The sequence below is a fragment of the Halorubrum sp. GN11_10-6_MGM genome (assembly GCF_005435165.1).
Lineage (GTDB): Archaea > Halobacteriota > Halobacteria > Halobacteriales > Haloferacaceae > Halorubrum.
This window is the reverse complement of sequence record NZ_SGUC01000006.1, coordinates 1-23,160: the sequence shown is the minus strand read 5'-3', so window position 1 is coordinate 23,160 and position 23,160 is coordinate 1. Positions and strand designations below refer to the sequence as shown.

At 71.1% G+C, this 23,160-nt stretch carries 21 protein-coding genes and 1 pseudogene; 8 read left to right on the top strand and 14 right to left on the bottom strand.

Annotated features, from left to right (window positions below):
- Positions 1–99: 99 nt before the first annotated feature.
- The 5 genes from EXE46_RS04705 to EXE46_RS04685 form a co-directional block, all read right to left on the bottom strand.
- Positions 100–339 (bottom strand): DUF2061 domain-containing protein, encoded by a 240-nt coding sequence (locus EXE46_RS04705; protein WP_137687335.1) that lies wholly within the window; start codon positions 337–339, stop codon positions 100–102.
- 69 nt (positions 340–408) lie between these two features.
- Entirely contained in the window at positions 409–2,364 is a 1,956-nt protein-coding gene (acs, locus tag EXE46_RS04700; RefSeq protein ID WP_137687334.1) for an acetate--CoA ligase, read from the bottom strand.
- A 130-nt stretch (positions 2,365–2,494) separates the two neighbouring features.
- Positions 2,495–3,853 (bottom strand): GTPase HflX, encoded by a 1,359-nt coding sequence (gene hflX, locus EXE46_RS04695; RefSeq protein WP_137687333.1) that lies wholly within the window; start codon positions 3,851–3,853, stop codon positions 2,495–2,497.
- Complete coding sequence (locus EXE46_RS04690; RefSeq protein ID WP_137687332.1) at positions 3,850–4,206, bottom strand: DUF2209 family protein; 357 nt, start codon at positions 4,204–4,206, stop codon at positions 3,850–3,852. The genes hflX and EXE46_RS04690 overlap by 4 nt, the downstream gene beginning before the upstream one ends.
- A gap of 156 nt (positions 4,207–4,362) precedes the next feature.
- Complete coding sequence (locus tag EXE46_RS04685) at positions 4,363–5,409, bottom strand: low specificity L-threonine aldolase (RefSeq protein WP_137687331.1); 1,047 nt, start codon at positions 5,407–5,409, stop codon at positions 4,363–4,365.
- Between the two features lie 213 nt (positions 5,410–5,622).
- Here EXE46_RS04685 and EXE46_RS04680 point away from each other — a divergent pair, with 213 nt between their 5' ends.
- Positions 5,623–7,149, top strand: a complete 1,527-nt coding sequence (locus EXE46_RS04680) for a carboxypeptidase M32 (RefSeq protein ID WP_137687330.1) — start codon at positions 5,623–5,625, stop codon at positions 7,147–7,149.
- A 28-nt stretch (positions 7,150–7,177) separates the two neighbouring features.
- On the opposite strand, the gene EXE46_RS04675 is transcribed toward EXE46_RS04680, so the two are convergent.
- From EXE46_RS04675 to EXE46_RS04665, 3 genes are all read right to left on the bottom strand, one after another.
- A complete protein-coding gene (locus EXE46_RS04675; RefSeq protein ID WP_137687329.1) occupies positions 7,178–7,978 on the bottom strand; it encodes a CPBP family intramembrane glutamic endopeptidase in 801 nt (266 codons plus the stop codon).
- Positions 7,979–8,060: 82 nt separating this feature from the next.
- Positions 8,061–8,669, bottom strand: coding sequence for a hypothetical protein (locus EXE46_RS04670; RefSeq protein WP_137687328.1), 609 nt, complete (start codon positions 8,667–8,669; stop codon positions 8,061–8,063).
- 156 nt (positions 8,670–8,825) lie between these two features.
- Positions 8,826–9,998: a 3-dehydroquinate synthase II gene (locus tag EXE46_RS04665; RefSeq protein ID WP_137687327.1), complete on the bottom strand. Its 1,173-nt coding sequence runs from the start codon at positions 9,996–9,998 to the stop codon at positions 8,826–8,828.
- A gap of 120 nt (positions 9,999–10,118) precedes the next feature.
- Between EXE46_RS04665 and EXE46_RS04660 the strand changes: the two genes are divergently transcribed.
- On the top strand, positions 10,119–11,750 hold the full coding sequence (locus tag EXE46_RS04660; protein ID WP_137687326.1) for an HTTM domain-containing protein: 1,632 nt from the start codon (positions 10,119–10,121) through the stop codon (positions 11,748–11,750).
- A gap of 23 nt (positions 11,751–11,773) precedes the next feature.
- Here the strand turns inward: EXE46_RS04660 and EXE46_RS04655 are convergent, their stop codons facing one another.
- From EXE46_RS04655 to trpC, 4 genes are all read right to left on the bottom strand, one after another.
- Positions 11,774–12,565: a 2-amino-3,7-dideoxy-D-threo-hept-6-ulosonate synthase gene (locus EXE46_RS04655; protein ID WP_137687325.1), complete on the bottom strand. Its 792-nt coding sequence runs from the start codon at positions 12,563–12,565 to the stop codon at positions 11,774–11,776.
- A gap of 98 nt (positions 12,566–12,663) precedes the next feature.
- Positions 12,664–13,518: a tryptophan synthase subunit alpha gene (gene trpA, locus EXE46_RS04650; RefSeq protein WP_137687324.1), complete on the bottom strand. Its 855-nt coding sequence runs from the start codon at positions 13,516–13,518 to the stop codon at positions 12,664–12,666.
- Positions 13,519–14,832, bottom strand: coding sequence for a tryptophan synthase subunit beta (gene trpB, locus EXE46_RS04645; RefSeq protein ID WP_137687323.1), 1,314 nt, complete (start codon positions 14,830–14,832; stop codon positions 13,519–13,521).
- Complete coding sequence (gene trpC / locus EXE46_RS04640) at positions 14,829–15,641, bottom strand: indole-3-glycerol phosphate synthase (RefSeq protein WP_137687322.1); 813 nt, start codon at positions 15,639–15,641, stop codon at positions 14,829–14,831. The genes trpB and trpC overlap by 4 nt, the downstream gene beginning before the upstream one ends.
- Before the next feature lie 132 nt (positions 15,642–15,773).
- Here trpC and EXE46_RS04635 point away from each other — a divergent pair, with 132 nt between their 5' ends.
- The gene (locus tag EXE46_RS04635) at positions 15,774–16,238 is read left to right on the top strand and encodes an MGMT family protein (protein ID WP_137687321.1); all 465 of its coding nucleotides are present in this window, start codon (positions 15,774–15,776) and stop codon (positions 16,236–16,238) included.
- Between the two features lie 47 nt (positions 16,239–16,285).
- On the opposite strand, the gene cmk is transcribed toward EXE46_RS04635, so the two are convergent.
- The gene (cmk, locus tag EXE46_RS04630; protein WP_137687320.1) at positions 16,286–16,900 is read right to left on the bottom strand and encodes a (d)CMP kinase; all 615 of its coding nucleotides are present in this window, start codon (positions 16,898–16,900) and stop codon (positions 16,286–16,288) included.
- A gap of 134 nt (positions 16,901–17,034) precedes the next feature.
- On the opposite strand from cmk, the gene EXE46_RS04625 reads away from it, so the two are divergent.
- Complete coding sequence (locus EXE46_RS04625) at positions 17,035–20,019, top strand: ATP-dependent helicase (RefSeq protein ID WP_137687319.1); 2,985 nt, start codon at positions 17,035–17,037, stop codon at positions 20,017–20,019.
- A 1-nt stretch (position 20,020) separates the two neighbouring features.
- Entirely contained in the window at positions 20,021–20,809 is a 789-nt protein-coding gene (locus EXE46_RS04620; protein WP_137687438.1) for a CDP-alcohol phosphatidyltransferase family protein, read from the top strand.
- Positions 20,810–20,856: 47 nt separating this feature from the next.
- Here the strand turns inward: EXE46_RS04620 and EXE46_RS04615 are convergent, their stop codons facing one another.
- A complete protein-coding gene (locus tag EXE46_RS04615; RefSeq protein ID WP_137687318.1) occupies positions 20,857–21,216 on the bottom strand; it encodes a hypothetical protein in 360 nt (119 codons plus the stop codon).
- 174 nt (positions 21,217–21,390) lie between these two features.
- Between EXE46_RS04615 and EXE46_RS04610 the strand changes: the two genes are divergently transcribed.
- From EXE46_RS04610 to EXE46_RS04600, 3 genes and pseudogenes are all read left to right on the top strand, one after another.
- Positions 21,391–22,452: a zinc-binding alcohol dehydrogenase gene (locus EXE46_RS04610; RefSeq protein WP_137687317.1), complete on the top strand. Its 1,062-nt coding sequence runs from the start codon at positions 21,391–21,393 to the stop codon at positions 22,450–22,452.
- Positions 22,440–22,811, top strand: a complete 372-nt coding sequence (locus EXE46_RS04605; protein WP_137687316.1) for a 6-carboxytetrahydropterin synthase — start codon at positions 22,440–22,442, stop codon at positions 22,809–22,811. The genes EXE46_RS04610 and EXE46_RS04605 overlap by 13 nt, the downstream gene beginning before the upstream one ends.
- Before the next feature lie 7 nt (positions 22,812–22,818).
- Positions 22,819–23,160 (top strand): annotated as a pseudogene (locus tag EXE46_RS04600) (glycosyltransferase family 1 protein); the annotation flags it as partial.

The following is a 23,160-nucleotide window of genomic DNA, read 5'->3' as shown; positions in this document are numbered from 1 at the left end:
GCGGATAGTCTCCGACATCGCGAAATTCATCTTTATTCGGGTCGGTCGCTGATCGTTCAAATTCGGTCTTTCACGAGAATCCGAAACACCGTTCGCCGGTCACCCCGACTGGCCGACCCCCCATGCCACGTGGTCCCACAGTCGCTCGTAGCCGTAGTAAGTGAGCGTCTTTACCGCGTTGGTCACGAAGCCGATGCTCGCCGCCTGACCGACGTCGCCGACGACGAGCCACGCGACCAGCACCGTGATCGTCACCATCAGCACCCGGTAACAGAGGGTCTTGACGAGGGCGCGACGGCGAGCGTGGATCGCGTCCCGCGAGAAAACGCTGGTGGACATACCCACCGGTTGGGGCGCCACCAATAAGTAACTACTACCACCGTCACAAAGCGCAATACGAAACCATTGTCAGTTACTTTTTTCTCTCACGGTCGACTCGATCTCGCCCACGACCTCGGGGTTGCGGAGCGCGCTCACGTCGCCGAACTCCTCGCCGCGGGCGATGTCCTCCAGCAGTCGCCGCATGATCTTCCCCGAGCGCGTCTTCGGGAGTTCGGGCGTGAACACGATCCGGTCCGGTCGGGCCACGTCACCGACGGCGCTCGCAAGCCGGTCCGCGATGGCGTCGCGGAGTGTCTCGCCCGGCTCGACCGCGCCCTTCGTCGTCACGTACGCCACGATGCGCCCGTCGTCGTCGCCGACGACCGCGGCCTCGGTCACGCCGTCGGCGTCGACGATGGCCGCCTCCAGCTCGCCGGTGTTGAACCGCTGCGCGCGGACGTTGATCACGTCGTCGACGCGTCCGAGGATCGTGACGTAGCCGTCCTCGTCGACGGTTGCGCCGTCGCCGGTGCGGTAGCGCCACCCATCCTCGCCCTTCAGCCAGTACTCCCGGAGGTAGCGCTCGTCGCCCTCGCGGAGCCCGCGCAGCATGCCGGGCCACGGGGACGCGAGCGTGAGGTACCCCGACTCGCCCGGCTCGACCGGCTCGCCGTCCTCGTCGACGACCCGGGCGTCGATCCCCGGGAGCGGCGGACCGACCTTCCCCGGTTTCATCGGCGTGATTCCGGGGAGCGTGGCGAGCGCGATCGCGCCGGTCTCGGTCTGCCACCACGTGTCCACGATCGGCGCGTCGCCGCCGCCGACGTGTTCGCGGTACCACCGCCACGCCTTCGGCGTGATCGACTCGCCGACGGTCCCGAGCAGGCGGATCGACGAGAGGTCGTGCGAGTCGGGGTACTCCGCGCCCCACTTCATGAACGAGCGGATCGCGGTCGGCGAGGTGTAGAAGACGCTCACCGCGTTGCGCTCGATCAGGTCCCAGACGCGGTCGCGATCGGGGTAGTCGGGCGACCCCTCGTACAGCACGGTGGTCGTCCCCGTCGCCAGCGGGCCGTACACCCCGTACGAGTGACCGGTGATCCAGCCGATGTCGGCGGCGCACCAGTAGGTGTCCTCGGGGCGCACGTCCAAGACCTTCCGCGTCGTCCACGCGACGTGCGCGAGGTAGCCGCCGGTGGCGTGCTCGACCCCCTTCGGCCGCCCGGTCGTCCCCGACGTGTACATCACGAACAGGAGGTCCGTCGCGTCGCGGGCGACCGGTTCGACCGTCTCGCCGTCGTGCGCGTCGACGAGCGCGCCGTACTCGTGTTCGTCGTCGCCCAGCGAGACGGCGAGCTCGTCGCCCAGCCGGTCGACGACGACCGCGGCCGACAGCTCCCCCTCGGCGCGGATGCGGGCGTTGTCCGCCTTCGACTTCTGGTTGAACGCGTCCTCGCGGCGGTAGTAGCCGTCGCAGGTGATCAGGTACTCGGAGTCGGCGGCGTCGATCCGCGTCGCCAGCGCCTCCGCCGACAGCCCCGCGAACACGACGTTGTGCGGCGCCCCGATGCGCGCGCACGCGAGCATCGCGATCGGCAGCTCCGGGATCATCGGCAGGTACAGCGTCACCACGTCGTCCTCCTCGACGCCGAGGTCGCGGAGCCCGGCCGCGACCGCGTTCACCTCGCGGTGGAGGTCGAGGTACGTGTACGACCGGCGCTCGCCGCGCTTCCCGAACCACCGGATCGCGAGCTGGTTCCGACGCTCGTCGAGGTGTCGGTCGACGCAGTTCACCGCGGCGTTGAGCCGCCCGTCGGGGAACCACTCGTAGAAGGGCGGCTCGGAGTCGTCGAGGACGGTCTCGTACTCCCGGTCCCACGTCAGGAGGTCCGCGGCTTCGCGCCACGCCTCGGGCCCGTCCCGGTCGAACCGCTCGTACACCGCGGGGTCGCTCGCGGCCGCCCGCGTCCGGAAGTCGGCCGGCGGCGGAACGACGTCCTCCTCGCCGTCGGCGAGCCGACCGTCCCCCCCGGAGTCGTCCATGAACGAGTATGACCCGCGGAGAAACGTATACTTTGTCCGGGTGCCCGGCGACTGAGAGCCGTCGGCGAGAGCAGCGGTCCGGACGCCGCGGTCTACCGGGCGGGCTCAGGCCGCGCGGCCCGTCGCTCGCTCAGGCCGACTCCTCGGCGGGCGGCACCGCGATCTCCGTCGCCTTCGCCCGAGCGCGGGCGACGATCGACGGCTTCGCCTCGAAGTCGACCGTCACCTGGTCGCCCGCGTACGTCTCCTCGGCGACGTGGCCGTGGTCGTGGACCCACGAGACGAGGCTCATCGCGTCGTCCGAAAGCGGGAGGACGAGCCGCTCGCGCTCCCACTCGGGAAGTTCGCTTTCGACCCGGTCGCGGAGCTCCGCCACGCCCGCGCCGGTCTTCGCCGACACGGCGACGGGATCGGGCGCCACGCCGGAGAGCGCGCCGCGCTTCTCGGCCAGCTCGCCCGGCTCCAGCCGGTCGATCTTGTTGAACACCGTGACGACGGGCGCCTCGTTGCGCTCGTAGAGGGTGTCGTGGCTCGTGACGAGCTTCTCGCGCATCTCCGCGACCGGCTCGCTGGCGTCGACGACGAGCAGCACGAGGTCGGCGCGATAGACGGAGTCGAGCGTCGACTCGAACGACTCCACCAGCCAGTGCGGGAGATCGGAGATGAACCCGACGGTGTCGGTGAGGAGGACGTCTCGCTTCTCCATCTCGGCGCGTCGGGTCGTGGTGCCGAGCGTCGTGAACAGCATGTCCTGCGACTCGGCGGTCGTGTCGAGGTCGCGGTGCCGCTCGGCGTTCTCGTCGACTTCCAGCTCGTCGGCGAGCCGGCGCATCAGGGTCGACTTCCCGGCGTTGGTGTAGCCCGCGAGCGCGACGAGGTCGAAGCCGGAGTCGCGGCGCTGCTCGCGGCGCGCCTCCTCCTTCTCCGCGATCGACTCCAGCTCGTCGCGGATCTCCGATATCTGGCGTTTGATGTCGCGCTCGACGCTCTCGTCGTACTCGCCGAGCCCCATGAACCCCGGGCGCTCGTCGCGCTTCGCGAGGCTCGCCTTCGCCTCCGCTCGGGGCAGCTCGTAGCGCAGCTCCGCGAGCTCGACTTGGAGCTGCGCCTTCCGGGAGTTGGCGCGCTGGCCGAAGATTTCGAGGATGAGCGTGAACCGATCGATCACCTCGTCGCCCTCGGGGAGCTTCCCGCCGATGTTGAACGTCTGGTACGGCCCCACGTCGTTGTCGATGATCACGGCGTTCGCGTCCGTCCGGCGGACGAGGTCGCGCAGCTCAGCGACCTTCCCCTCGCCGAACATGAAGGCGGCGTCCTCGGTGCGGGTCTGCGTGAGCTCGCCGACGACCTCGTACCCCGCGGCGGCCGCGAGCTGCGAGATCTCGGCGAGGTCGGCCTCCCCGGAGTCGACGCGCTTCGCGACGACCGCGCGGCGCCCCTCAGCGGACGGCTCGACGCTCGCGTCGACTCGCTCGGCGTTCCCGTTCATCGGATGAGGTCCCGGGCCGCGTACGCGGCGTGGTGTGCTGCCTGCACTGTCTCGCGCTCGCCTATGCTCTCGACGTATTTAAACTCGGGCTGGAAGCTGAGCCCGACGCGAGCCGCCGGCTCCTCGTAGAACTCGCCGCCCTCCGCGACGACCGGTCCGTCTGGCGGGGCCGGGAGATCGCCGACCGCTTCCGCGGCGAGCGCGACGGTCGCCTCCAGCGTCGGCCCCTCGCGCGCGGCGGCGAACCCCATCCCCTCGACGGAGCGGATCCGCGCGGAGTCGATCCGCGCGTGGACCGCGGCCGCCACCATCAGGTACTCGCCGTCCTCCTCGTGGCGGCCGCTGATGTCCACGCCGACGACCTCAGGGGCGGGCGCCGTTCACCACGGTTGGACCGGCCTCCGCGTCCGCATCGACGGTCTGTGCGTCCATGCGACCGCGTTGGTCGCGCGTCGAATTGAACGTTTTCGTCGGGCCCGCGGCGGTGCTCGGAGCGGGCGGGGGTCCCGTCAGTCCCGCAGTTCGTCCACGACCGTGGTGATGCGGTCGACGGCCTCGTCGACGTCGTCACCGTCGACGTCGAGGTGGGTGGTGAACCGCGTGGTGTAGTCGGCGAACTCGACGCAGCCGACGCCAGCGTCCTTACAGGCCGCGTAAAGCGACTCGGCCGGAACGCCGGCCGCCTCGGTGTGTGCCACGACGATGTTCGTGTCGGGCGCGGGCGCGTCGACGCCGTCGATCGCGTCGAGCCCGGCGGCGAGCCGCGCCGCGTTGGCGTGGTCCTCGGCGAGCCGGTCGACGTTGTCCAGCGCGCGCAGCCCGGGCGCGGCGATCATCCCCGCCTGTCGCATCCCGCCGCCGAACAGCTTGCGGACGCGGCGCGCCGCCTCGACGAACGCCTCGTCGCCGGCGAGGATCGAGCCGACCGGGGCGCCGAGCCCCTTCGAGAGGCAGAAGGTGACGCTGTCGACGGGCGCGACGATCTCGCTCGCGTCGACGTCGAGCGCGACCGCGGCGTTGAACACGCGCGCGCCGTCGAGGTGGACCGGTACGTCCGCGTCGCGGGCGACCTCGGCCGCCGCCGCGATCCGGTCGACGGGGATCGCCGTCCCGCCGCGGTAGTTGTGGGTGTTCTCCAGCGAGAGGAGACCGGTCCCCGGCCGGTGGAGGTCCTCGTCGACGAGCCCCTCGCGGACCGCCTCCGGCGTCGGGACGCAGCGCTCGCCCGCGTCGATCGTCCGCGTCTGGACGCCCGAGAGCTTGGCCGCGCCCGCCAGCTCCCAGCGGTAGATGTGCGACTCGCGCTCCAAGAGGAGCTCCTGGCCCGGCTCGGTGTGGACGTGGACCGCGATCTGGTTCGCCATCGTTCCCGAGGGGACGTACAGCGCGGCCTCGGTCCCCACGGCGTCGGCCGCCCGGCGCTCCAGCTCGTTGACGGTCGGGTCGTCGCGGTACACGTCGTCGCCGACCTCGGCGGTCGCGGCCGCCTCGCGCATCTCCGCGGAGGGCGTCGTCACGGTGTCGGACCGCAGGTCGATGAAGTCGTCGTCTGACATCTGTTACCGACGGTTCGACGGCGGCGAGGATATATCCCGCGCTCGGCGGTCGGTCGCAGTCGCGGAGGCCGGTCGCAGTCGCGGAGGCCGGTCGCAGTCGCGGGGCGTTCCGACCGGCTCGCTCCCGAACAGATCGGCTTCGACCGGCTCGGTCCCGAGCGCGCCGGTTCCGCGTTCGGTCCCTTCTTAACGGCCGGGATCGATCCGTGACGTATGGCAACGGAAGCCGCGACTGACGAGACGGGCGACGCACCCGAGGCTTACGACGCGCTCCTCGACCGGGTCCAGCGATGGAACGCGGTCGGGAGCGCCTCCGGCGTCCTCGGCTGGGACCAGCAGGTGATGATGCCGGAGGGCGGCACGCCCGCGCGGTCGAAGCAGCTCTCCGCGCTCTCCTCCGTCCACCACGACATGGTCACCGCCGACGAGACGGGCGAGCTGCTCGACGAGCTCGACGGCGCCGACCTCACCGAGGAGCAGGCCGCCGTGGTCCGCGAGGTCCGCCGCGAGTACGAGCGCGCCGACGCCGTGCCGGTCGAGCTCGTCGAGGAGATCTCCGAGACCGGCTCCGAGGCGCTTCAGGCGTGGGAGGAGGCGAAGGCCGAAGACGAGTTCGAGACGTTCGCGCCCTACCTGGAGAAGCACGTCGAGCTGAAACGCGAGTACGCCGAGCACATCGACCCCGACCGCGACCCCTACGAGGTCCTCTTCGAGGAGTTCGAGCCGTGTCTCTCGATGGAGCGCGCCGAGTCGATCCTCACCGAGCTCCGCGAGGCGCTCGTCCCGATGATCGACGAGATCCGCGAGTCGGACGTCGACCTCGCGGTCGACACCTTCGAGGGGACGTTCCCGGAGGACGACCAGGAGGCGCTCTCGCGGGAGGCGCTCGAACTCGTCGGCTACGACTTCGACCGCGGCCGCCTCGACGTCTCCTCGCACCCGTTCACCTCCGGCAACCAGTTCGACTGCCGCGTGACGACGCGGTTCGACGAGACCGACCCGCTCGGCGCCGTCGGCTCGACGATCCACGAGTTCGGCCATGCGCAGTACAACCTCGGGCTCCCGCAGGAACAGTTCGGCACGCCGCTCGGCGAGTCGCGCGACCTCTCGGTCCACGAGTCGCAGTCGCGCCTCTGGGAGAACCACGTCGGCCGCAGCGAGGCGTTCTGGGAGGAGTTCCTCCCCGTGTTCAAAGAGCACTTCCCGCAGACCGAGGCGGCGACGGTCCGGGACGCCTACGAGGCGTTCAACCAGGTGTACGAGGACAACCTCATCCGGGTCGAGGCGGACGAGCTCACCTACCACCTCCACATCGTGATCCGGTTCGAGATCGAGCGCGACCTGATCCGCGGCGACCTCGACGTCGAGGACGTGCCCGAGGTCTGGAACGACAAGTACGAGGAGTACCTCGGCGTCCGCCCCGACGACGACGCCGAGGGGTGTCTCCAGGACATCCACTGGAGTCACGGCAACTTCGGCTACTTCCCGACCTACTCGCTCGGCTCCGTGATGGCCGCGCAGCTGTTCGCGGCCGCCGAAGAGGAGATCGACGACCTCGACGGGCAGATCGCCGACGGCGAGTTCGGCGACCTCCACGAGTGGCTCGGCGAGAACGTCCACCGGCACGGCTCCCGCTACGAGACGAACGAACTGGTGGTGCGCGCCACCGGCGAGGACTTCTCGGCCGACGCTTTCCTCGACTACGTCGACGAGAAGTACGGCGAGCTGTACGGGATCTGAAGACGGGTCGTCCCGTTTTCCAGCCGCATCAGAGCACCTGAATCAGCGAAAGCGCCACCAGCGGCACGTGGAACGCGGCGTGCGCGACCATCGCGGCTTCGAGGCTGCGCCGCCAGTAGAGCCACCCGAACGCGACGCCCGCCACCGCGTTCAACAGGACCGTTCGAGCGACGAGCGCCGGGGTCAGTCCCACCGCTCCCGCCAGCGCAGGCAGGTGGCCGACGCCGAACAGGACCGCCGAGATCGCGATCGCGGCCCAGATGACCCTCGGCCCGGGCGCGTCACCCCGGCGGCCGACGAGGACCCACCCGGCGAGCGTGAGCGCCGACATGAGCCCGAACCGCAACAGGAGTTCCTCCGTGACGCCGCCGTAGAGGAACCGGACCGGCGCGTGCGCGAGCACGTCGACGACGGTCGGTCTGGCCGCCCCGATCGCCGACTGCGGGAGGTCGCGGGCGACGAACGGCGCCAGCGCGACGTCGAGCGCGAGCACGAGGAGGCTCCCGCCGACCCCGACCCCGACCGCGAAGCCGACCTCGGGACGGAGCCGCTCTCTCACCCCCGCGCCGCCCGCCCGGTCCAGCAGGTGTGACCGCAGGCCCGCCCTCGGCGCCGCGTAAGCGCCGACCAGACACGCGACGACGAGCAGCAGGAGCGGGTTGAGTCCGGAGAGGAGCGCGAGGGACGGACGGGACAGTCCGGCCGGGACGGCCCCCGACGGCGTCGACCGGTAGACGTACGCCACGAGCGCGACGATGCCGGGAAGACCGACCAAGAGCGCGGTTCCGAATCGGGTGCGGAAGGAGGAGCTAGATCCCGTCGAGGCCATGGTGGGCCGACTCCCGACGGGGAGATAACGGTTGCGTCGCCCGCGAACGCAGACTGTCAGTGTCGGATAGCGGCGCGGCCCGTCAGAGTCGGAACCCGGTCATCAACACGATGAGTGCGAGCATCATCGCGCCCTCGAACAGCCCGACGATCAGGTTCTTCTTCTCGATCGATTCGAGCTTGGACGCGTCGGGATCCGCGGACAGCGTCTCGTAGTACGCCGACAGCTGGAGCCGGTGCGGGACCGCCAGCCCGAACGCGAACAGCCCCCAGCCGAGACCGAGCGCGAGCCCCGACCACGTCCCGCCGAAGCCGTAGCCGAGTCCGAGGCCGGGCGTCAACAGGACCGTTCCGGACAGCACCGTCGTCAGCGAGAAGCCGACGAGGAAGAAGACGGCCTTCGGGATGAGCGTCTTGTTCACCGCGGCCGACGCCTCCTCGTCTAACCCGCCGAGCGTCGGGCCGATGAGCGCGGGGAAGATCAGCGCGAAGCCGAACCACACCGCGCCCGCAGCGACGTGCGTATAGAAGAGCAGTTCGGTGCTCGCGAGCGCGACGCTCGCCGCGAGAAACGCCAGCGGCACGAGGAAGCTCCCGGCCGCGAACGCCGGGTTCGCTGCGTCCGCGAGGTGTTGTACCCGTTCGACGAACCCTGACTCTGCGACGTGACGGCTCTCGTCAACAACAGCCATATGACAGCGATATAAAAAGTATCACACTAATGTGTTCGGGTCGGTGCGAACACGCCCGGTTCCGACCGGTTCGCGTCGACCCCGCTCCGCTCGGTCTCGCTACTCGCCGGCCGATGGCCGGCTCGCCATACGGGGTCTCCCGTGCGGTCGACCCCGCTACTTCTCGATGATGCTCTCCTCGACGGCCTCGCCGAAGTGGCGCGCGACGTCCTCGTAGTAGACGAGCGCCTCGTCGCCCGGCTCGACCTCCGTAACGGCCTTCCGCCCCTCGCTCGTGGCGATCTTCACGGTCTCGGCGTTCTGAATCAGCGTCTCGACTCGATCGGTTCCGTCGTCGGTCTGGACCTCCGCCTGAAGCCGGAACATCGGGCGCTTTTCGATCTTCACTCGGCCCACCACCGCCTCGCGGGTGTGTCCGTCGGTGTCGACGAGTTGGACCTCGTCGCCGCTCGACAGCTCCGCGAGGTAGTTGGTGCCGCCCTCGGGGTTGCGGACGTACGCGTGGACCGCGCCCGCGTTCACGCGGAACGGGCGCGACTCGACGTACGGCGACTCGGCGGTCTCCGCGTGGACGAAGAACAGTCCGCGCGACATCGAGCCGACGAGCATCCCCTCGCTGTCGTCCATCAGCGACCCCGTGTCGATACAGACGCGGTCCGCCATCCCGGTCTGTTCGACCGCGGTCACCTCGGCGTAGCGGAGGTCGAGCGTCTCGCGGTCGGCGGCGTCGCGGGCCTCGACCGCGCCGCGGATCTCGTCGGGGGAGTCCGCGTCGAGGAGAACGCCGTCGGCGCCGATCTCCAGCGTCTCGAAGGCGGTCCGGGCCTCGGCGGCCGTCGTCGCGCCCGCGATGAGGTGGGTCTCCTCGCCGACCCGCGCGATGAGGTTCTCCAAGGGGATGATCGACCAGTCCTCGCCGATGACCACGGTGAACTCGGCCTCGTCTGCCGCCGCCTCGGCGAACGCCTCGTACTCGGTGTCGAGGACGCGGACGTACGCGCCCTGCGCGCGGTCGTCGCGCCGGCGAAGCGTGGTGAGGTCCGCCGACCCGGAGAGGTCCTCGGGCATGTCGATCGTCCCGTCGCCCTCGCCGCCCTTCCCGACGAAGTACGCGTCGGCCTCGGCGTCGCTCTCGGCGTCGTCGATCACGTCGGCGTCGGAGCGGAACGCCGCCACGTTCACGTCGCCGAGTTCCCGGACGCGCCCGACGTCGTCCTCGTCGACGAGCACCCAGTCCGCGCCGGCCTCGATGGCGGCCGTGACCCGTCGCTTCCGCGCCTCCCAGTCGCCGACGGCGCCGTCGGCTTTGACCCAGACCGTGCGTGTCATTGCCGGAACCTCACGGCCCGCCGGCTTGAAAACTGCGAAAGGGTCGGGCGTTGCGGACGGCGCGAGGCGGACGACAAAGCACTTATCGCTGAGCTAGCATCCTCAGACGTACACCTCCGCATGACGCCACCACGCCAGCGCCTCTCGAATGCGGGGTCGCGATACGCCGCGGCGCGCGAATCCCTCCGCGACCGCGCCCGGCCGCACCTCGGGATCGATCCGCGAGCGCTCGGCGCGTTCCGGATCGCGGTGGCGCTCGTCGTCCTCGCGGATCTGCTGGTCTATCGCCTCCCGGCGGTGCGGACGTTCTACACCGACGGCGGCGTCCTCCCGCGATCGACGCTCGCCGAGGCCTTCCCGCTGTTGGAGCGCGCGTCGCTGTTCGCGATATCCGGGTCGGCGCGGGTCCAGACGGGGCTCCTCGCGGTCGCCGCCATCGCCGCCGTCTGCCTTCTGGTCGGCTATCGCACGCGGGCGGCGACCGGCCTCTCGTTCGTCCTGCTCGCGTCGCTGTACGCGAGGAACCCGTACGTGCTCAACGGCGGGAACACGATTCTGGTCGCGTTCCTGTTCCTGAGCCTCTTCATCCCGCTCGACGCCCGCTGGTCGCTCGGTTCGGACCGGCGAGGCGATCGCGACGGCGGGGACGGTCGCGGCGGCGGCGGCGGTGGCGTCCGCAACGGTGCCGACGGCGGGGACAGCCGCGACAGCGCTGACGGCCGCGACGGCGCCGACGAGCGAGCGAGTGGCGATCGGGGGGAACCCGCCGACCCGCGGGTCTGTTCGATCGCCACGGCGGTCACGCTCCTGACGTTCGTGTCGATATACGCGGCGAACGCGGTCTCGAAGTACCGGAGCGACGCCTGGATGTCGGGGGGCGCCGTTTCCCGGATCTTCCAGTTGGGGGAGTTCACCGTGGGGCTGGGACCGCTCGTCTCGGAGTACGCCGCGGCCCTCACCGCGGTCAACTGGCTCTGGATCGCGCTCCTCTCCGTCTCGCCCCTGCTGGTCGTCGCGACCGGGCGGTCGAGGACCACACTCGTCGCCGCGTTCGTCTCCGCGCACCTCGGGATGGCCGCGACGATGCGACTCGCCGTGTTCCCGTTCGTCATGGGCGCGATCCTCCTCCTGTTCCTCCCGCCCGGCGCGTGGGACCGCGTCGAGGCCGTCGCGCCGAAGCGCCCCGAGTCCCTGCGGCTCGCGGATCGGAGCCGCCCGCGCCGGAACGACGGCGGAGCCGACGCGGGGACCGCGTCCTCGACCCCGTCACGGGGCCGTCGCGTGATCGGGGTCGGAGCCGCCGCGCTGCTCGTGGGGGTCTTCGTCGCGCTCGTGTGGTGGCAGGCCGCGGGGGTCGGGCTCGTCGACCTCCCGGCGTCGGAGTCGGTCGGCGAGCTGTCGGAGGTGAGCTGGTCCTTCTTCGCCCCGAACCCCCCGGACGCCTCGGGCTGGTACGTCGCCGCGGGCACGCTCGAATCGGGCGACGCAATCGACCTCCGCGACGGCGAGGAGCCCACGTACGACCGACCGCCCGACGCGGCGGAGACGTATCCGACGACCCTCTGGCATCAGTTCGGGTTCCGGATGAAGAACGCGGGGGAGTCGCGGTACCGACCGGTGGCGTCGTACCTCTGCGAGCGTTCGGACCGCGAGTTACAGTCCGTGACCGTCTTCCACGTCGAGCAGGCTGTCGACGCGAGCGGGGCCGTGGGAGAGCCGGAGCGAGAGCGGCAGATACGCGTCGCCTGCTGAAACGCCGGAAAAACGCGACGCCGTTACGCCTCGACGAACCCGCCGGCTCGGAGCGCCTCCTCGACGCTCGCGTCCTCGTGGACGACCGACGACACCGCCCGCGCGATCCCCTCGGGGTCCTCGTGCTGGAAGATCGACCGTCCCATCGACACTCCGGCGGCGTCGCCGTCCATCGCGCCGCGGACCATCTCGACCGTCTCGCGGTCGGTCCCCTTCGAGCCGCCGGCGATGACGACCGGGAGGCGGGTCGACTCGGTGACGCGCGCGAACGAGTCGCCGTCGCCGGAGTAGCCCGTCTTCACCACGTCGGCGCCGAGCTCTTCGGCGAGCCGGACGGCGTGGCCGAGCGACTCGGGATCGGATTCGTCGACGCCCGGACCGCGCGCGTACGCCATCGCGAGGACGGGGAGCCCGAGCCGTTCGGCGTCGGCGGTCAGCTCGGCGAGCTCCTCGATCTGGTCCGGCTCGTGGTCTGAGCCGACGTTGATGTGGAAGGAGACGGCGTCGGCGCCGGCGCGTACGGCGTCCTCCGCGGTGCCGGTGACGCGCTTGTCGCTCTCGTCGGGACCGATCGTCGTCGAGCCGTTGAGGTGGACGATGTACCCCGCGTCGTTCTTGTTCGGGTGGACGCGGTCGGCGATCCCTCGCTGCGTGAGTACCGCGTCCGCCCCGCCGCTCGTGACGCCGTCGATGGTCGACTCGATGTCGACGAGCCCTTCGACGGCGCCCATCGTGATCCCGTGGTCCATCGGGACGATGAGGTATCGGTCGTTCGTGGAGATGCGGTCGAGTCGTGCCGAGAGTCCTGCTGTCATTGTGAGGTCGGTCGTTGTGTGAGGGTGTGGCAATCGGAGGTAAGTCGGTTTCGTTCGGGGCCGTATTGGTTCGTATCGGTCCGGCGCGGCGCGCCGCCTCAGGCGGACTCGACCGTCTCGGTCCGGGAGCGGTAGCCGCGCTCCGCGCCGTCCGTGAGTTCGCGGGAGAGGGCCTCCAGCCGGTCGGCCACCACCTCGGCCGACAGGTCGTCCTCGACGCCTTCGGCGACGAGGTCGACGAGCGCCGAGCCGACGATGATCCCGTCGGCGCCGCCCGCGACGATCCGCTCGGCGTGCTCGCCGGTCGAGATGCCGAACCCGACCGCCTTCGGCACGTCGTACTCGCGGAGCCGGTCGAGGCTCGCGGTCGTCTGGTCCGAGACGTCGTCGCGGGCGCCGGTCGTGCCGAGACGCGCCTGAACGTACACGTAGCCGGAGACGTGTTCCATGATCCGGTCGAGGCGGTCGCCGCGCGTGGTCGGCGCGACGATGAAGACGAGGTCGAGGCCGAACTCGTCGCAGGCCGCTCGCAGCGGGTCCGCCTCCTCGGCCGGCAGGTCGGGGACGACGAGCCCCTGAATCCCGGCCGCGGCGGCGCGCTCGACGAAGGGGCGCGGGCCGGGATCGGTGCCGAACTGGTAGATCAGGTTGTAGTACGTCATACACACTACGGCGGCGTCGACGTCGACCTCCTCCGCGAACTCGAAGAAGCGCTCCGGCGTCATCCCCGCGTCGAGCGAGCGGACGAGGGCCTCTTGGATCGTCGACCCCTCGGCGATCGGCTCGGAGAAGGGAAGGCCGAGTTCGATCACGTCGGCGCCGCCGCGGTCTAACGCCTCGACGTACGCCTTCGACGACTCGTAGTCCGGGTCGCCGACGACGAGGTAGGGGACGTAGGCGGGGCCGTCGGCGAACGCCGCGGCGATCGCGTCGGAGTTGCCCGTCTCCGCCATTCAGATCCCCTCCGTGAACATCGACATGTCCGGCGCGTTCGGCAGGTCTCGCTGGTCCGTCTCCTCGATGGCGGCGTCGAGGTCCTTGTCCCCGCGACCGGAGACGTTCACGACCACGCGCTCGCCGAGCTCATCGTGGTGTTCTTCGAGGTAGCCGAACGCGTGCGCCGTCTCCAAGGCGGGGATTATCCCCTCCGTCGAGGAGAGTCGGTGGAACCCCTCCAGCGCGGCGTCGTCGTCGACCGCGACCGGCTCCACGCGCCCCTCGTCGACGAGGTACGCGAGCTCGGGGCCGACGCCGGCGTAGTCGAGCCCGGACGACACCGAGTGGCTCTCCATGATCTGCCCGTCGGAGTCCTGGAGCAGCTTCGTGCGGGCGCCGTGGAGGACGCCCTCCTCGCCCGCGAAAAGCGACGCGGAGTTGGGCGCCACGCCCGCCTCCTCGTCGACTTCGAGGGTCGATCCGCCGGCCTCGACCGCGCGGAGCGCGACGGACTCGTCGTCGACGAACTCGGCGAACGCGCCCATCGTGTTCGAGCCGCCGCCGGCGCAGGCGACCACGTCGGTCGGGAGCCCGCCCGTCTTCTCGATCGCCTGCTCGCGGGCCTCCTCGGAGATGACCGCCTGGAAGTCGCGGACCATCACCGGGAACGGGTGGGGGCCGACGATCGAGCCGATCACGTAGTGGGTGTCCTCGACCGTTGCGGCCCAGTCGCGCATCGTCTCGGAGATGGCCTCCTTGAGCGTGCCCCGGCCCGTCGTCACCGGCTTCACCTCCGAGCCGTTGAGCTTCATCCGGAACACGTTGGGGCGCTGGCGGTTGATGTCGCGCTCGCCCATGTAGATCGTACAGGGCATATCGAGGTGCGCGGCCGCCATCGCGGTCGCGGTGCCGTGCTGGCCGGCCCCGGTCTCCGCGATGATGCGCTCTTTACCCATGTACTTCGCCAAGAGGACCTGCCCGAGCGCGTTGTTCAGCTTGTGGGCGCCGCCGTGGAGGAGGTCTTCGCGCTTGAGGTACACCTCCGTGTCGTAGCGCTCGGAGAGGCGGTCGGCGCGCTGGAGTGGCGTCGGGCGGCCGCCGAAGTCGGCGAGGCGCTCGCGGAACTCGTCCATGAACCCGTCCTCGTTGTTCAGGACGTAGCGCTCGTAGGCGTCGGTCAGCTCCTCGATCGCCGGCATCAGCGCTTCCGGGACGTACTGGCCGCCGTAGCGGCCGAACTTCCCGTCGCCCCGCCCGCGCTCGCGACCCGGTCGCCGCGAGGGCGCCGCGCCGTCCGTTGCGTCCGTCGTCCGCGTGTCGGTCTCGCTCATGTGGGTGTCTCCGTTGTCTCCGTCGCGTCGTCGGTCGCCGCCTCCGCCCGCGTCAGGTCCCGCGTGTTCGCCTCCACATCGCCGTCCATGATCGCGCTCCCGACGAGCAGCGCGTCGGCGCCCACGGCGCGCATCCGGCGGACGTCCGCGGGCGACCCGATACCGCTCTCGGCGATCAGCGTCACCTCGTCCGGGACGTGGGGCGCCACGGACTCGAAGGTTCCGAGGTCGACGACCAGCTCCGCGAGGTCGCGGTTGTTGACGCCGACCGTCGTCGCGCCGGCGTCGATCGCCCGCTCCAGCTCCTCGCGGTCGTGGACCTCGACGAGGACCTGAAACCCCCGATCGCGGGCGGCCGCGAGCAGGTCCGGGAGGTCGTCGCCGACGAACCGGGCGATGAGGAGGACGACGTCGCTCTCGACGGCGTCCAGCTGCGACTCCTCGACGACGAAGTCCTTCCGGAGGACCGGCACGTCGACGGCGGCGCGCACGCGTTCGAGGGTGTCGACGCTCCCGCCGAAGTGTTCCGGCTCGGTGAGGACGCTCAGGGCGGCCGCCCCGCCGGCGACCATCTCCTCCGCGAGCGCGACCGGGTCGTCCTCGCGGGTGCCCTCGGTCGTCGGACTCGTCGGCTTCACCTCCGCGATAAGCGGGACGCGCCCGTCGGCCTCGGCCCGCTCGAACGCGGCCGAGAGGTCCCGCGGCGAGACCGAGACGGTCCCGCTCGCGTCCGCTCGCCCGGTCGACCGCTCCCGAGCGGCGGACAGGATCGACCTGACCGCCGGCGCCAGCTCGTCTGGATCGTCCATTACTATACACTAATGTACGTATCTGTTCATAAGGCTTGCGGGGAGGTGTCGTCCGCCTCCGATCTCCCGCCCGCGCGCAGAAGGCCGTCGGGCGGCCGATAGTTTAAGTGCTCGACCCGAACATTGGTGGGTATGAGTCTGTCGGGTACGTCCGGCGTTTACGCCCGGAAGTTCGGCGCGATCGACCGGGCCGTTCAGGTAGGGTTCGCCGGCGGCCGCGTCATCTCGGTGTCGTTCCCCGCGGAACCGCCGGCGGACGCCGAGGGAGACCACGACCTGCTCGACCGGGTCGACGCCTACCTCGGCGGCGAGCGCGACGAGTTCGCCGAGGTCGCGCTCGGTCTCACCGTGCCGACCGATCAGCGGGAAGTGCTGGAGGCGCTCCGGAGCCTCCCGTACGGCGAGGAGGTCTCCGTGAGTCGGCTCACTCGGCTCAGCGGGTTCGACCCCGACGACGCCGACGACCTGGAGACCGTCACGGCGGCGCTCGACGACAACCCGATCCCCGTCCTGCTGCCGGACCACCGGGTGAGCGGCGGGCCGTACGCGACGCCGGGCGACGTCAGGAGCGCGCTCCGGCGGATCGAGGGGATTTAGCGGCACTCGACCGTACTAAAAGGACTCGACCGGTCGGCGCCGCGGGCTCAGATCTCGAAGTCGGGCGTGTCGAACGCGCCCTCGTCGGCCTCGACGTCGTAGTTCTCGATGCCGGTGAGCGCCAACTCGAGCGTCGCCTCGGCGTCCCAGCGCCCCGTGTTGATCGCGAGGTCGTAGATCGAGCGGTCGGAGAGATCGATCCCGTAGTAGGACTTGTAGCGCTGTTCCTCGATGACCTCGCGGACCTGCATCTCGGAGGTCATCTCCTCGCGGCCGGCCGTGCGGTCCGCGCGGACCTCGTCGGGCGCGTCGAGCCAGATCCGGACGTCGGCGCGGTTGCCGGCGATCCACCCCGCGAGCCGGGACTCCAACACGAACGCCTTGTTCGCGGTCCCCCACTTCTCGGCGATCCGGCGGAGCCGGCGGTCGAGCGCGCGGTCGATCTCCTCGGACTCGCCGGTCTCGGCGATGAGCTGCGAGAGGCTCATGTCGCGCTCGGCCGCGATCTCGCGGAACAGCTCGCCGCCGGAGACGTAGCCGCAGTCGAGCGACTCGGCGATCCCTTCCACGAGGGTCGTGGCCCCGCAGCCCGGCGGGCCGGAGACGGTGACGAACAGGTTCCGGTCGATCCGTCGGTCGGGCTCCGGCGAGGTGCCGCTCATACGTGTTGCGACACGGAAGACGCTCGGATAAACGGGTCGGTTCCCCCGAGCGTTCCGGTGGGAGCCGACGGAGAGAGCTGCGTTGCGCGATTTCCGCTGCGATCGACGCAACCGATTTCCCTTCCCGAGCCCTCGTGATCGCCGTGAGCGAGACCACGGACCGGGGTGACGAGGCCGCCGCGCGGGCGCTCCTCCGCGACGCGGTCGATCGCGGCGCTATCGCGGATCCGGACTTCGATCCGGAGACGGTCCCGATCGGGGACGCCGACGTGCTCGCTCGGCTCTCGCCGCCGGTCCGCCGCTGGTGGGTCGAGCGCTTCGGCGAGTACGTCGCCGAGAACGGCGGCTTCTTCACGCCGCCGCAGCGCGAGGCGATCCCCCACGTCGACGCCGGGGAGAACTGCCTCGTCGCCGCGCCGACGGGCAGCGGGAAGACGCTCGCCTCCTTCCTCGCGGTCCTCGACGACCTCTTCGCGCGCGACCGCGCCGGTGAGTTGGAGAACGCCGTCTACTGCCTCTACGTCTCGCCCCTGAAGTCGCTCGCAAACGACATCGAGCGGAACCTCGAAGCCCCGCTTGCGGGGATCGGCGAGGCGGTCGCCGCGGCGGAGGCGGACGGAGGCGACGCCGGCAACTCCGACGCGGACGACGCCTACGACCCCGGCGTCCGGCAGGCGATCCGCCACAGCGACACCTCGAAGGCGGACCGGCAGGCGATGCTCTCGGAGACGCCGCACGTGCTCAACACCACGCCCGAGACGCTCGCGATCTTGCTCAACTCGCCGAAGTTCAAGGAGAAGCTCCGCAGCGTCGAGTACGTGATCGTCGACGAGATCCATTCGCTGGCCGCCAACAAGCGCGGCACCCATCTCTCGGTGTCGCTGGAGCGACTGACCGAACTGACGCGGCACGCCCCCGACGGCGACTCCTCGGCGCACGAGCCCGGTGACATCACACGAATCGGCTGCTCGGCGACGGTCGAACCGCTCGACGGGATCGCGTCGTTCCTCGTCGGCCGCGAGCGCGCGAGCGGTGCGGTCGGCGACGCCGACGGGTTCGAGACGCGCCCCTGCGAGGTGGTCGACGCCCGGTTCGCCCGCGAGTTCGACCTCGAACTCCGGACGCCCGCCGCCGACCTCGTCCACACGCCGCGGTCGGCGGTGACCGACCGGTTCTACGAGTCGCTCCGCGAGCTGATCGCGTCCCACGAGAACACGCTGGTGTTCACGAACTCCCGGTCGGGCGCCGAGCGCACGCTCCAAGAGCTCCGCGAGCGGTTCGGCTACGACGAGTCCGACTCGGGGGTCCACCACGGGAGCCTCGGCGAGGCGCAGCGCACCCGGGTCGAGGAGGGGTTGAAGGCGGGCGACCTCGACGTCGTCACCACCTCGACGAGCCTCGAACTCGGCATCGACATGCCCCACCTCGATCTGGTGGTTCAGGTGGGCTCGCCCAAGTCCGTCGCCGCGCTGCTCCAGCGCGTCGGCCGCGCGGGCCACAGTCCGGGCGAGACCGTCGAGGGGCGAGTGTTCGCCCTCGACCGCGACGAGCTGATCGAGTGCGCGACGCTGCTCGCGCGGGCCGAGGACGGGTTCGTCGACCGGGTGTTCCCGCCCGAGGGCGCCTACGACGTCGCCGCCCAGCACGTCTACGGGATGGCGATAAACCGGATCCGACCGGACCGCGAGGTCCGCGAGGTGCTCCGTCGCGCGCACCCCTACCGCGGCTTCGACGAGGACGCGTACGAGCGACTCATGCGGTATCTGACGGGTGACTACGACGGGCTGGAGGAGAAGAACGTCTACCCGAAGGTGTGGCGCGACGCGAACGACCCGCCGGACGGCGAGCATCACCACGCCGAGTTCCCGGTTGACGAGACGCTCGTCGGGAAGCGCGGGCGGCTCGCGCGGGTCATCTACATGACGAACGTGGGGACGATCCCCGACTCGTTCACGTGCGACGTGTTCACGCGCGACGACGAGTGGGTCGGCACCTTAGACGAGTCGTACCTCGACACGCTGGAGTCCGGCGACGTGTTCGCGCTGGGCGGCGAGCGCTTCGCGTTCCGCTACCGCCGCGGCTCGAAGGTGTACGTCGACCGAACGAGCGAGCGCCCGACGGTCCCGTCGTGGTTCGCCGAGCGTCTCCCCCTCTCTGCGGACCTCGCGCGCGAGGTCCTCGACTTCCAAGGCGAACTCCTCGACCGGCTGGCCGGCGACGACCCGAACGCTGGCCCGGCCGCGGTCCGCGCGTGGCTCCGCGAGTTGCCCCTCGACGAGAACGCCGTCCGCGCGCTCGCCCGGATGTACGACGAGCAGGTCCGGTACGCCGGTCCCGAGAGCGTCTCCACGCCCGACCGCCTCGTCGTCGAGGAGGAACTGGACCGGGGCGAGTACAAGCGCCGCTTCTACGTCCACGCCACCTACGGTCGGCGGTTCAACGACGGGCTCTCGCGGCTCGTCGCCGCCGAGGTGGCGAACCGGACCGACGCCAACGTCGCCGTCGCGGTCGCGGACCGCGGGTTCTCGCTCGCGCTCCCGCTGAACCGCAAGGTCGACGTGGCGGGGATTCTGGCCGACCTCGACCCCGAGACGGTCCGCGAGGACCTCCGGGAGGCGGTTCAGGGGACGGACCTCCTCCAGCGCTACTTCCGGATCGACGCCGGGCGGGCGCTGCTCATCTTAAAGCGCTACAAGGGGTACGAGAAGTCGGCCGCGGAACAGCAGGTCTCGGCCGAGATGCTGCTGTCGTTCGCGGCCGGTCTGGAGGAGTTCGCCGTGCTGGAGGAGACGTACCGCGAGCTGTTGGAAGACCGCCTCGACGTCGCCGGGATCTCCGACGCGGTCGGCCGGATCGCGGCCGGCGACCTCGCGGTGGAACACCGCGTCGTCGACTCGCCCAGCCCGCTCGCGTTCGGGCTCGCGACGCTCGTCGACTCCGACACCGTCATCGCCGACGACGAGTCGGCCGTCCTCCGCGAGTTCCACGCCCGCGTGATGGAAGAGATCGGCGAGCCGGCGCGGAGCGGCGCCGACGGGGGGGTCGGGGATAACGGCGGAGAAGCGCGTGAGCGCGGCGAGCGAGGCGCCGAACCGCCGGCGGACCGAGGGTCGGACTGAGATGACGGCGACCGGGTCGCCCGGGGCTCCACCTTCTCGGCTCCGCCTCCGATTCGCGGGCGCCGTCGCGCTCGGCGTCCTCGGGCTCGCCGCGCTGTGGCGCCCGCTCGGGACCGCGTGGGTCCTCGCCGCATCGCTGCCCGCAGCGTACCTCGCCGCGTACGCGTGGACCAACCTCGGAGCGAATCACTCGCCCGACGGCGGCGACCCGTCCCCGCGGTTCGGACCGGCGAACGGGATCACGCTGTTCCGCGGCTGGCTCGCCGTCCTCCTCGCCGGGGCGGCGGTCGCGTCGCCGCCGGTTCCGTGGCTCCCCGCGGTTCTCTTCGTCGGCGCGGTCGGCCTCGACGCGGTCGACGGCGCGGTCGCCCGGCGCACGCGCGAGACGGTCCTCGGCGCGCGGCTCGACGGCGCCACCGACGCGCTGACCGTCCTCGTCGGCGCCGCGGTCGCCGTCGCGCTCGGTGCGCTCCCGGCGTGGTACCTCATCGCGGGCGGCGTTTGGTACGCCTACGCCGGGTCGCTGTGGCGGCGGCGGCTGGCCGGGGAGCCGGTGTACGAACTGCCGCCGAGCCGACTCCGACCGGTCGTCGGCACCGCGCAGTTCGCCGTCGTCGCGCTCGCGCTCCTCCCGGGCGTCGGACTCGCGGGACGGTCGGCCCTGCTGACCGCGTTCGCGGCGGTGGCGCTCGCGGCGCTGCTCGCGAGCTTCGCCCGCGACTGGGCGGCCGCGACGGGACGGCTCGGACGCGAGGACCCGCCGACCGCGGCGGGACGGGGGAGCGACTGACCGAGAGTGCGACAGCGGGAGTGCGACGACGAAATGCGGAACGCGGACTACGACTCCCGAGACAGCAGGACGGCGAGGACGGCGATCAACACGACCTGCGCGACCTTGTCGATCGCGTGGCTCGTCGGGATCGGCGGCACGTCGTTGAGGACGTACCACATGACGATCTGGCCGGCGGTGAACGGGATACCGAGCGCGTACACCAGCCGTCGGCGGTAGTTCGCGACCACCGCCGCGACGCCGGCGCCGAACCCGAGCGTCGCGAGGAAGAACAGGACCATCCACGTCCCGCCGAACTGGACGCCGAGAGCGACGTGAGCGATTCCGGTCACCGCCGCGGCGAGGATGCCGATCCAGTGGAGGGGGGTCAGCGATTCGACGTCGACACCGGTGTCGGAGCGTGCCATGAATACGCGAAACACGGTCTCCGCGGGCTTATGTCTACTCCCGGACCCGCGGGACCGCGGCCGGCGACGCCGTTCTGTCGTGTAATCGTCGCCGCCGGGCTTTATGTTCGATCGGTCCGTGCGATCGGTAATGCCGAATCCTCTCGGTCGTCGGCCGCGGACGGGTGAGTCCGCGTGAGCGACGAGGGAACAGAACGGGCGGTGGAGTTCGCCGGGCCGAGGCGCGTCGAAGTCGTCTCGACCGCTGACCCCGACCCGGCCCCCGACGAGGTGGTCGTCTCCGCGTCCGTCTCGGCGGTGAGCGCGGGGTCGGAGCTGCTGGCGTACCGCGGCGAGCTCGACCCCGAGACCGTCGCCGACGAGGAGCTGGCCTCGCTCGACGGCGACTTCTCGTACCCGCTCCGCTACGGCTACGCGGTCGTCGGCCGGGTGACGGCGGTCGGCGACGGCGTCGACCCGGGGTGGCTCGACCGGACCGTCTTCGCCTTTAACCCCCACGAGAGCCGGTTCACCGTCCCCGCGGACGCCGTCCGGCCGGTGCCGGACGGGATCGACCCGGAGACGGCGACGCTGTTCGCGAACGCCGAGACCGCCGTCACCCTGACGCTCGACGCCGCCCCCCGGATCGGCGAGCGCGTCGCGGTGTTCGGACAGGGCGTCGTCGGACTGCTCACGACGGCCCTGCTCGCCCGGAGCGGCGCCGAGACCGTCGTCGCGGTCGAGCCGAAGGACCGCCGACGCCGACTCGCGGCCGAGTTCGGCGCCGACGCCGTCGTCGATCCGAGCCGACACGACGGGCGCGCGGGCGTCGTCGACGCCGTTCGCGGGCGGGCCGGCGACGGCGTCGATCTCGCGGTCGAGGTCTCGGGCCGCCCGGAGACGCTGGAGACGGCCGTCGAGACGACCCGGTTCGACGGGCGCGTCCTCGTCGGCTCGTGGTACGGCACCAAGCGCGCCGACCTCGGCTTCGGCGACCACTTCCACCGGGGGCGGGTGACGGTCCGGAGCAGTCAGGTCACCACCATCGCGCCCGAACTCCGCGGGCGCTGGGACCGCGAACGCCGGCGCGAGACCGCCTGGCGCGAGCTCAGACGGCTCGACGCCGACCTCGACGTCGCCGATCGACTCGTCACCGACCGCGTCCCCGTCTCGAACGCGCCGAGCGCGTACCGACGCCTCGCCGACGAGACCGAACCGACCCTCCAGCTCCTCTTCACCTACCCATGTACGAACTGACCGTCACCGAATCGTTCGTCGCACAGCACTACCTCACCGTCCCGAACCCGCCGGCGGACGAGGCCGAACTCCACTCGCACACGTTCACCGCGGAGGCGACGTTCCGCGGCCCGGCCCTCGGCGAGCACGGCTATCTGCTCGACATCGACCTCGCCGTCGAAGCCCTGAGCGGCGTCGCCGACAGCTACCGCGACGAGACGCTCAACGACCACCTCGACGGCAACCCGAGCGCGGAGCGACTGGCGCGGGCGCTGTTCGACGCGCTCGCCGACGTGGAAGCGCCGGCCGCGACCGAACTGGCCGTGACCGTTCGCGAGGACGACGTCGCGAGCGTCTCCTACGCCGGCGCGCTGGAGTGAGCGCGTGATGCGCGTCGCCCTCGTCCTCGCCGGCGACATCGAGTCCGAGTCGGGCGGCTTCTACTACGACCGGCGGCTCCGCGACCGCCTCCGCGAGCGCGGACACGCGGTCGAGGTCGTCTCGCTCCCGCGGGGGTCGTACCGCGAGCGCCTCGCGCCGAACCTCCGCGCCCGCCGACTCGCGGCCCGGCTCTCGGGGTTCGACGTCGTCGTCGAGGACGGGCTGGCGCACCCCTCGCTGCTGTGCGTCAACCGCCGGCTCGACGCGCCGACGGTCGCGCTGGTCCACATGATCGCGTGGCGGGCGCGGAGGTTCGGCGCGAGGCGCTCGCGGTACGACCCCCGCGGG